At 57.6% G+C, this 7670-nt stretch carries 7 protein-coding genes; 3 read left to right on the plus strand and 4 right to left on the minus strand.

The window, feature by feature from the left end; all coding sequences use genetic code 11:
• The first annotated feature begins 502 nt into the window (after positions 1-502).
• Both MOX02_RS28595 and MOX02_RS28600 read left to right on the plus strand, forming a co-directional pair.
• Positions 503-745, plus strand: coding sequence for a DUF6522 family protein (locus MOX02_RS28595; RefSeq protein ID WP_147029174.1), 243 nt, complete (start codon positions 503-505; stop codon positions 743-745).
• An 18-nt stretch (positions 746-763) separates the two neighbouring features.
• Entirely contained in the window at positions 764-1210 is a 447-nt protein-coding gene (locus MOX02_RS28600; protein WP_147029175.1) for a hypothetical protein, read from the plus strand.
• A gap of 1359 nt (positions 1211-2569) precedes the next feature.
• Here the strand turns inward: MOX02_RS28600 and MOX02_RS28605 are convergent.
• Positions 2570-3904: a hypothetical protein gene (locus MOX02_RS28605; RefSeq protein WP_147029176.1), complete on the minus strand. Its 1335-nt coding sequence runs from the start codon at positions 3902-3904 to the stop codon at positions 2570-2572.
• Entirely contained in the window at positions 3904-4569 is a 666-nt protein-coding gene (locus MOX02_RS28610) for a hypothetical protein (RefSeq protein WP_147029177.1), read from the minus strand. Before MOX02_RS28610 ends, MOX02_RS28605 begins: the two co-directional genes overlap by 1 nt.
• A gap of 596 nt (positions 4570-5165) precedes the next feature.
• On the opposite strand from MOX02_RS28610, the gene MOX02_RS28615 reads away from it, so the two are divergent.
• Positions 5166-5513, plus strand: coding sequence for a hypothetical protein (locus MOX02_RS28615; RefSeq protein ID WP_147029178.1), 348 nt, complete (start codon positions 5166-5168; stop codon positions 5511-5513).
• 115 nt (positions 5514-5628) lie between these two features.
• On the opposite strand, the gene MOX02_RS28620 is transcribed toward MOX02_RS28615, so the two are convergent.
• Together MOX02_RS28620 and MOX02_RS28625 are read right to left on the minus strand one after the other, a co-directional pair.
• Entirely contained in the window at positions 5629-6213 is a 585-nt protein-coding gene (locus MOX02_RS28620; protein WP_147029179.1) for a recombinase family protein, read from the minus strand.
• Between the two features lie 913 nt (positions 6214-7126).
• Positions 7127-7624: a response regulator gene (locus tag MOX02_RS28625; RefSeq protein ID WP_147029180.1), complete on the minus strand. Its 498-nt coding sequence runs from the start codon at positions 7622-7624 to the stop codon at positions 7127-7129.
• Positions 7625-7670: the final 46 nt, after the last annotated feature.

The following is a 7670-nucleotide window of genomic DNA, read 5'->3' on the forward strand; positions in this document are numbered from 1 at the left end:
GTGCTGACTGATGCAGCTAATGGGTTGGTCAGGGTGCGTACCCGGCAATGCCTCGTGCGAGAGCGAACTCGCTCTATGAACCCAGTCTAGTTGAAGGTAGAGGAGGAATCAGTGCTGGAGGCGGCGTAGCTTTATGTACTACCCCTATTCACCTATCGTTCTCCTGACTGCTTTTCTGCCGGTTCAGTTTGCGGTTGCGTACTTTCTAGCTTGGCTTGCAGGGTAGCAGCAGCGAGCAAAGAGCAACAAGCCTACTCGGTTGCTTCGCTCTCCTCTTTGGTGCACCGGCTTGCGCTGGCCCATACAGCCGTGGTTTTGCGTCGTGGCTGTCTGAAGCTGAATTTGCTTGGCCGCCATTGGTGAGGCTGCCCTGGTGAGCGAATGGCATCCTGTCCGATTGCCCCCTCTCGCAGTCTTCACATTTGAACCGGTCTGCCAGCGCTTGATGTGCTAGGGTCAGTCTCAGCCCCGCATCTGCTGCCGAGCTGTTCCGGGGCTTCCCATGCGTTACGATCTGGACCCAAGCGGCAACTGGGTTGTCGATCCCGACGATCTGGCTGCCAAGCTCGGGCTTCCATCTGAGCGGCTTCAATCTGAGATGAAGCTCGGCCTTGTGCGGTCTCGTGTGGAGCGAGGCAGCGGGGACGATGAGGGCCGGTCGCGAGTTACCGTTCAGAGTCGGCAGGCAGCTTGGCAGGGGGTCTTCGACCTCAACGGCAATCTCATCAGCGAAAGACGTTGGTGAGCAAGGAGATCCCATTTCGTGCAGAGTTTGGCAGCGGTTTGCCTCAATATAGCAAAGCTACCCGCGAAGCTCGTGGAGTGGCTGATTGCGAGAGGCGGTGCCTTGGCTTGGGCGAGGAAGTCCGCTGAACACAGCCGACAGTCTGCCAATGAGAAGGAGAGCGGCAGCTATCAAAGCGAAAACGTCTACGGAGATCAGGGACTCGAAGCCAGGTACAACGCTGCGATTGAGGATCTGGAAGATCGATTTGGCCAAAGGTTTCCAGCAGATTATCACGCAAAGCTTGGGATGGACGCGAGATACATCTACGATCATGGAGTTTCCCGTACGGCAGCGGTAGACTCAATGTCCTCAGCTATCGCGAAGGCACTGCAAGAGGGAGCCTCCATCTCCCAGGCTGCGGATGCTGGTGCCGCAAGCATCGGGTTTCGAGAGGAGTCTACTGGGAAAGAGCAACAGGTTTGACCCCATCGCTCTCCCCGTTTGCTCCACTTCAGCGATCCTGCCCCGTACAGCCTTGGTTCTGCCCTGGGGCTACTCAAGCATCCAGAAGCGCACCGTTGCCGTCTGTGACGCCGCTCCGGGGCTCAAAATAGCGTTTCACGCTTGATTGCAGCATTGGCCGTCTGGGGATACAGCCGATAAGCCTAGCCGGTAGCCCAGACAACCACCAGTGCGAAGCCGACCTGCATCATCAGGAGTGAGATCAGCAGGCTTACCGGATTGGAAAGTTTGTCAGAGTTCATGTTCTAGCCACCCCACGACAGGCGGGCTTGCGAAATGCCCGCTCTAAGCACTTCGGCTGCCCCCATCTGTCGTGGTTACCTGGGAGGTGGTCCTGATACCCAGACGCGACCAACTCTTTGGTAGCGCTCACGCGCACCGAACTCCAGATCGTCCAACTTGCCGGGATTGTGCCTTGGAGCTTCCAGGGGCGGTTGCTCCACGACGCCATAGTCAGCATCTGCCGACCTGGGCTCTCCCGGCGAGTCTTGCTCGGACATTGGTAGCTTGCACGGGCCAAAAGGCTTGGCAATAGGTAAGCGCCGTACTCGGCGGCAATCGATGAGATGTGACTCAGCAAACACGAACGTACTAGTACGACGATCGTATACATTCGCATGAGGTTTGTTGGTTCGCTCGGAGGATGTGCTTGCTGGGTTGCGTAACGCCCTGTCGGACGCTGGGGTGGGAGAGAGCAACAGGTCTGACCCCACCGCTCTCCCCCTTGGTGCTCGTCAGGAGCCTTGCCCTCGTACAGCCGTGCTTTGCCTCCGGGGCTACTCAGGCACCCAAGCTCGCTCCGTTGCCGCTGGTGAGGCTGCCCTCGTGCTCAGATACGATCCTACGGCTGGATAGCTTCTCGGCCCTGCGTCTCTCCTTCAGCGGGTAAGGCTCGTACACACCAAGGATTGGCCCGTCTCGGCCATTCTCGATCACCGTGAGCTTGGCGGCTGAGCCGATGGTGGATCGGAGTGACACAAGGGCTGAACCCTGGTGCCTCATGGTCAGCGGGGTGTTCGGATCGTGCCCCTCAGAGAGCAGCACCCGGGCTCCATCGAAGAACGGGATACGGGAGGTGCAGAGATGGGCTGAGCCAAGGTAGGCGTCGTAGTGATGCCGGTGTCGGCTGGATGGCTGGATGATGATTTCGATAGGCATGACAGATCGTTCACGGAAGCGGGGGTGAAGCCGCTTGTGTTGAAGGGAAGAATGATCCGAGGATGGAATCAGGGGCTGAGGTGGCTTGCCCGAGGATGAGCAGAAGGGGAGTTACGAACCCCTATTATGCTAGGTCCCTGGTTATATTATATATGGTTATACCTATGGTGATACTCTGATCGCTCCATCCTGGTTGATGCCATGGAGATAGGGATTGTTGTTCAATGAAGGGTGCTCAACTCTGACGCAACTCTCTGTCTGAGCTATTTCATTGAATCTTCGTGTCATCACTGAGTGAGCTATCTCCCAAGCTGACTCAGGAACTATCACGCAATCGTGGACCGGGAGTGAGGTGATACCTTCTTGTATAAGGTCCATGATAACGGAGATGATGATCTCACTCTCAATGAACTGAGCCTTGTGACCTACCTTTGACGGATAGAACTGAGCTACCCCAGGGTGAGCCTTGTTGATCAGCTCACATAACTCACGGACTTTCATGCTTTTGGGTAGTGCGTCAGCCGTGTCCTTGGGTTTGCTCTTGGGTATGGCATCGGTGAACGAGAGAGCACTGATTAAGGTCTTGATCCCCTCTCTGTACTTCGGAGGAATCCCCGGTATGTTGTAGAGATCTCCTTCAGGAGGCTTCACCCCTGCCAGCCCGTAGACGATCCGCAGAGCCGATTGCCCGTAATCCAAGCTCACTACCCGCTCACCGTTGATCGTCAGGCCATTGAGCCGGTCTTCCTTCCCGAGGTTCGTCCAGAAGCCACCGCCAAGGCGACCGCCGCTCTCGAATGATCCGTTGTTGAACGACCGGCGGAGATGACGCTCCTGAATGTCGATCTGCTCCCAATCCAGCATCACCCTATCATCGAACTCGATGTCAGCCTTGGACAGCCACTCGTTGATGGTCTCCATTAGCTTGCTCCAGCGGATGGTCTGCTCGGTGTCCTTGTAAGGCAGGAGCTTGGCCTTCGCCTTCCGGTGAGCCTTTGGGGCCTTGAGGATGATGGTCTCTCCAGACTTGCTGATCCCAATGTCCCTCAACTCGATCCCATGCTGATCCATCAGTCCCGTGAACTGCTCTGTAGGAGCGATGATGGTTCGCTGGTTGTGGCTGAAGATCATTCCATGACCGATCTCCTGAGTGATCCAACCGAGTTCATTGCTGCTCAGCAGGGTCAGCCAATCCGGTAGCTTCTGGTTCAGTGCAGGATGACCATACCTATCTCGTTTGCCGAGCACCCGCTTAGACCGGGGTATAACTAGGTTCCGCTCATTGTAGAGCAGGTGGTAGTGCATGAGGTCACACACGAGAGCCATGATCGTCGTTTCGAACGTAGCTTGATCAACGGGTCTGCGCTTTCGCTTCTCCGGGTTGATCTCCCTTTCGCGAGCATCAAGGCTGCTGATGACGGTTTGAATGACGGCCCTGGCCTTGTCGGTCCTTGGGATGCGGTGAGGATTGAAGAAGCGGTCTGATGTCTCGCTCATCACACCAACTCCTTCAGCGACTCGAAGTAGGTCCGACGCTCCTCGTCCTCTCGCTCTCTGTCTTCCCGCTCTAGCCTCGCAATGTAAGTCCCGGCCGAGCCAAGTGCCTCCTTGAGCCACACAGCCATCGCCATTGTCGCCTTGGGAGGCAGGTCAGTGTAGGTGACTGAGGTTCGCTTCCGCTCAGCGTAGGTCCACACCCCAGCGTTCAGCTTGGTCAGCCGTCTCACTCGTCTAACAAGCTGGAACCAGAAAGCATTGTCGCTGCGGAAACGGCGCTGCTCTAGCTCGTACATCAGGTACATAGCCAAGACGCAATCGATGACCCTCTGAACAGCTACGTGGTCACCTAATCTCTTGATCTCATAGGCAGCCATCCGCTTGTAGCGGCTCATAGGCTTGCCTTCCCGGGATTGAGCCACGATACCGTTCGCTCTACCGACCAGTTCCTGCCACTTGCCCTCCATGTTGGACCAACCAGACTTACCCTCTTGCCTTTTTCTCTTATCCAAGATGATAGCTAGGTAAGGCTTTAGGTCACCCTTGGTGATACCCGGCTGGTCAGCCTCTCCATGCCGAGCTTTGTTCTTGGCGTGTTTAGTGCAGTAAATACCCAACGGCCCCGTTGCCTTCGCATCACAACCGCTTGCAGTGCATTTTCTCATGTGATCTCCGAATCCGAGGGCGCAGCCCCTCTCGGACACAGGTACAGGAAGATAATTTACTTGCAATCACAATGTTTTCTTGACGCTTACGCTAGCGTAACGGTTTTCAGCTAAGTATCTGCTGAGAAAGGATCTGAGCGCTCATTGGAATTCGGATTATTTTTAGTCCCCGCTCCCAAATGGTCAGCACTTGTCAGTGGGCAGGCCACGATCGGTGTGGCGGACGAGGTCGGTTCCGGCGGCTACCGCCTTGCCCTTATCCAAGGCGCCCCTTTCCTTCACCAGGGCGGCCCTCAGGAACGGCAAAGGTGCGACCCGAGGTTCAGGGGGCCTGAGCAGGTAAGCGCCTGTCTGTGAGGCTCTGATCAGCCGGTCGCCCGTGTGAGGCCAGGCAGCACGAGTAAACGACAATGGTTCCAGGGAGGTCCCTGCCGGGGTTGCATCTCCAGCCAATAGCTCACTCTAGGTACTCCGAGTGATTAGATACTCGACATACTCCCTCAAGCTCCTTCTCTTTACGACCTAGCGGCGGTACGATGCGGATCCATGGCCTCGGATACTATGCCCAACGGAGGTCAGTAGTGAGGGGGGCTCAGATGATGTGGCCGTTCACGGTGGTGGCATCGCACGAGAGCGAGCTGTCACACCTCTCTGCAAGCCAGATTAGCGAGAGAGTGGTCAATGCGTCTCTTGAGTACTACGAGGATCATCGTCGCGAGTTCGCGGAAGACATGCGTGCGTCCGACATCGTATATGATGTAGAGGACTTCCTCAGAGCAGCAGAAAAGGATGGAGGCCGGGCTGCGATAGAGGGTTTGTACAAAGAGTGCTGCGAGAACGAATGGAAGTTCGACGTATCGAAGCTGCTGCGCGAAGTTTATGATCGTGAAGCCTACCGGCCGAACGGAAGCGATGCGGCTAACGCTGAAGCTGTCCCGAGGTAGCCACAAGGCGTCGCGGTGCCCGTTTGCTTCACGAGGGCAGCGCCGGGCATGGCAAGGTAGTCATCCAGGGTAAGCGACCAGCCCAAGCAGGGAACGACCGCCCACGAGGCTCAACTCAGTCCACCACCAGAGCCCCGCCGTTCGCTGCACCGGTCCCGCCCCTGAGAGCCCGGTAGACACTGGCCACTCCGATCCCGAGCTGCTTGGCTATCGCCTCCCGGGTCAGACCCTGCCCAGCCAAGCGCCTCACCTCGTCAGCCTTGGCCATCGCGGTCGGCTTCCTGCCCTTGTAGCGCCTCTCGGCTTTGGCCTTGGCAATCCCCTCCCGCTGCCGCTCCAGCATCAGGTCACGCTCGAACTCAGCCACTGAGCCGAGAAGGTTCAGCATCAGCTTGCCCGTGGGTGTGCCGGTGTCGAGCGACAGGTTGAGCACCTTCAGCGATGCCCGCTTGCTCTCGATGCTCTTGATGATGCCCAGGAGGTCAGCCACGGAGCGAGCCAGCCGGTCGAGTTTGGTCACCACCAAGGCATCCCCTTCGCGCAGGTAGTCCAAGGCTTCGCTCAGGGCCTTCCGGGGTCCGGTGGCGCTGGTCTGCTCCTGGTAGATCCGCTCAACCCCGGCAGCTCTGAGATCCCGCTCCTGAGCTTCTAAGCCGGCGATCTGCTCGACCGTGCTCGTCCTGGCGTACCCGATCAGCATCACCCGTGCTCCACGCTATCAGTAGGATCATAGAGGATGCGATCCGAAGCTATCAGAAATCCAATGTCAACGTGTGTGATAGGTGCTTGGCAGAGTTCTTCACCCTCTCACAAGGGCAGGATCTACTGATCGGCTCAGCTTGGGAACGGACGGGTCGCTCTCAGCGTAATGGGCTCCCCGAAGAGAGCCTTGCCATGGACACAGCTACCGAGACCGACACCCTCAAAGCCCATGTGGTCACCTGTCAGTCGCCCAGGATCGCAGGAGAGGAGCCCGTCTTGAAGCGTTGGGTTGTGTTGACGGAGAGTGCTCAAGCGGCTGCTGAGTTGGTTCGAGAGCGAGTTGCACCAGCTTGTGAGATAGCCGCCACCGAAGAGGTGCTGAGCCAAGAGGAAGCGGACAGGATTGGGCTGAAGCCTCACCACCCGGTGGCTCTTTGATCTAACGAGAGAGCTCTGACCGGCAAAGAAAAGCCCCAGCAAAGAGCCAGGGCTAAGGGGAGGACCAGTTAATGCGCACAGCCGAAACAGGGGGGATGGGAATGGATCAAGCCGTGCATGAAATAAACGCCCCTCTACTTCAGCCGTTCCCTCCGCCTACCCCTGCAAAAACAAAGGCACGGAGGGGGTGGCACGGGGGGAACAAGGGTGAACCGGGGTTAGCGGTAGGGCTCTGAGATTTTTGCGGTGAAATCGGGCTGTGCTTCAGCTTTACAAAGAGCCGTACCTAAGTTTATTCAACGAAACGGCCCTGATCGCTCTGATGTTGAACATGAGCCATCGCTCTTGAGGAGCAGATCATGAACAACATCATCTACATCGTGGGCTTGGTCGTCGTTGTCGTGGCCGTCCTGTCATTCTTCGGCTTGCGGTAAGACGCTCTGTAAAGCTCAAGCCCGGAAACTTGGTCCTCGTCACGTCTTGTCAGGCTCTGGAGTTGGGCCGGAGATGTTTACGCCTCCGCTTGCAGCGCTCAGTGGTGTCTGAAGACCGATCGACTCGGGTAGCACTGGGGCACCCTGGTCAGGCTCATCATTTTGGCCGAGAAGACCCTCAACCTCACGAAGCAGATCGTCGAACTGATAGGGCTTGCGAATGAGCCTTGCGCCGAGCGGAAGTTCGTCTTGGGTGCGGCTCATCCCGCCCGAAGTGACGATGATCCTGATTGCAGGCCAGCGGGTATGAACCAGATGGGCCAGCCGGATCCCATCCGTGTGCCCTGGCAGGGTATGGCCCGTGATCAGGAGGCGAACGTCCTGGTGGCGCTCTAGCAGGTCCAGAGCTTCACGGGCGTCATGAGCCTCGATGGCCCGGAAGCCAACATCCTCCAGCAGGTCGGTTGTGACCATACGGATGACCCGCTCCCGATCGACCACCAGGATCGCGACAGGTCTGCGGCCGTGCTCGGACACCTGGCAATCGCCTCCCTGTCAGGAGCCTAACGGCCGAGGGGCTTGG

It is taken from the genome of Methylobacterium oxalidis, assembly GCF_007992195.1.
In the GTDB taxonomy this organism is placed as follows: domain Bacteria; phylum Pseudomonadota; class Alphaproteobacteria; order Rhizobiales; family Beijerinckiaceae; genus Methylobacterium; species Methylobacterium oxalidis.